A 2,199-nucleotide genomic window follows, 5' to 3' on the forward strand; every position below is an offset into this window, starting at 1 on the left:
CGCAAAGGACACGATTGACCTCGCCGCCTGACCCAATACGATGTCTATGCTGGAGATCGCGCCACCCGAATTTCAACACAGCTCGCGACGGCACCAAGGTCGTTCATGGTCTGCCACTCGGCCACTGCGAAGGGCCAGACCATCTCCAGCGCCTGGACCTTCTCATCGGACTTCGCGAGGAGATCGCCGCAGAAGCCCCCACGCACCTGCAGCCGATTTACCGTTCGCTCGTGAAGCAGGCCCTGGACGTGAAGCAAGTGATCGCGGCGTTCGGCCGTCATCCCCATCGCAATCAGGTTCTTGGCCGCCGCTCGTCGCGGGCGGAAGTTGCATATCTGAAGGAAGGCGATTTCCCTCATGAGCGGGCGTTTCAAGGGTGATGCTTGGCCCCCGGCCCAGAGGAGACCTGCGGCGCGTCACACGTTGCGCTTTATCCGCCCCGTTCAGGGGCACGGTTTCTCCATCGAGAAAGTACTGGTCCTCATGGCGCTCTGGCGTGACGGGGCGCGGTCGGTGATGGCGTACGCGTCCGGGGGTAGCCCGAGTTCCTCGACTGACCACGCGCGCTGCGTCGATCAACGCAATGTAGCGCTTCTTCGTAGTTGTTGGTCGGGAGCGACCCGCTGCGCCTCTTGCGATGATGTCGACAAGCGCCTCGTCTCAGTGAGTGCGATGCTGCGATATTAATGGCCCCGCTCCGCGCAAGCACCTCAGCGGCAGAGGAAAATGCTAGATCGAGCGTTGGTTGACGCGCTTGGACAGCTGCTCAGCGCTTTCCACCCGCTCCGAGTAGCGGTCGGTTAGATAGGCCGAACGGCCGCGCGTGAGATGGGTGAACTTCACGAGTTCCTCCATGACGTCGACGATGCGATTGTAGTACGGCGACGGCCGCATGCGGCCGCCCTCATCAAATTCGCCCCACGCCTTCGCCACCGAGGACTGGTTTGGGATCGTCACCATGCGCATCCAGCGGCCGAGGATGCGCATCTGGTTGACGGCGTTGAAGCTCTGCGAGCCGCCGGAGACCTGCATGACCGCGAGCGTCTTGCCTTGCGTCGGCCGCACGCCGCCGAGCGACAGCGGCAGCCAGTCGATCTGCGCCTTCATGACGCCGGTCATCGCGCCGTGCCGCTCGGGCGAGCACCAGACCATGCCCTCCGACCAAGTGGCGAGCTCACGCAGCTCCCTGACCTTCGGGTGGTCGGGGTCTTCCGCGTCCGGCAGCGGCAAGCCGGACGGGTTGAAGGCGCGGGTCTCGGCGCCGAACCAGCGCAGCAGGCGCGCCGCCTCCTCCGAGGCAAAGCGCGAGTAGGAGCGCGTCCGGAGCGATCCATAGAGCATCAGGATGCGGGGCGGGTGCGCCGGCGCGCCGGGCCCGGCGAGCGCAGCCACGTCGATCGGCCGGAGCGATGCTGGGTCGATGTTCGGCAGGTCTTCGATCGGGACGGGATGGTCAGCCATGCCGCGCGCCTCCGTCATCCGCGGGAAAATGGTGACAAGTCCGATTGGCGAAGGCGACAAGTGACAGCATGACCGGAACCTCGACGAGAACACCGACCACGGTCGCGAGCGCAGCGCCGGATTGCAGTCCGAAGAGGCTGATCGCGACGGCCACCGCGAGCTCGAAGAAGTTGGACGTACCGATCAGCGCGCAGGGCGCGGCGACGTTGAAGGGCACGCGCCACGCCCAGGCCGCAGCATAGGCCAGCGCAAAGATGCCGTAGGACTGGATCAGGAGCGGCACCGCGATCAGCGCGATCAGCAGCGGCTGCTCCAGGATGATCTGCCCCTGAAACCCGAATAGAAGCACGACCGTCGCCAGCAGGCCGAGCACCGAGAAGGGCTTGACCGCCGCCGTGAAGCGCGCGACCGCCGCCTCGGCGTCCGCCCCCCGGCGGCCCCGCGCGAGCCACTGGCGCGTGGCGGCGCCGGCAGCGAGCGGGATCAGAATGTAGAGCCCGACCGAGAGGATGAGCGTCTCCCAGGGCACGACGATATCGGTGACGCCGAGGAGCAGCGCCACGATGGGCGCGAAGGCAAAGATCATGATGACGTCGTTCACCGAGACCTGCACCAGCGTGTAGGTGGCGTCGCCCCGAGTGAGTGTGATTTTTCATGGAATGAGGACCCCAGTTGAGGGGTAATTTTCGTCCAAACGGGACCCCTTAACGTGGGGTCATCAAAGTGCGTCCGGTTTGA

2 protein-coding genes and 1 pseudogene are annotated in these 2,199 nt (G+C 65.3%); 1 reads left to right on the forward strand and 2 read right to left on the reverse strand.

Going from position 1 to position 2,199, the window contains the following annotated elements; translation table 11 throughout:
- On the forward strand, positions 1-380 hold a 380-nt coding region (locus DES43_RS22155; RefSeq protein ID WP_133676465.1), incomplete at its 5' end, for a DUF924 family protein.
- 349 nt (positions 381-729) lie between these two features.
- Here the strand turns inward: DES43_RS22155 and arsH are convergent.
- Entirely contained in the window at positions 730-1,461 is a 732-nt protein-coding gene (gene arsH / locus DES43_RS22160; protein WP_035029230.1) for an arsenical resistance protein ArsH, read from the reverse strand.
- Positions 1,454-2,104: pseudogene (locus DES43_RS22165) on the reverse strand (arsenic resistance protein); the annotation flags it as partial. The gene arsH and the pseudogene DES43_RS22165, both read right to left, overlap by 8 nt.
- Positions 2,105-2,199: the final 95 nt, after the last annotated feature.

The organism is Aquamicrobium defluvii, from assembly GCF_004363725.1.
GTDB classification, from domain to species: domain Bacteria; phylum Pseudomonadota; class Alphaproteobacteria; order Rhizobiales; family Rhizobiaceae; genus Mesorhizobium; species Mesorhizobium defluvii.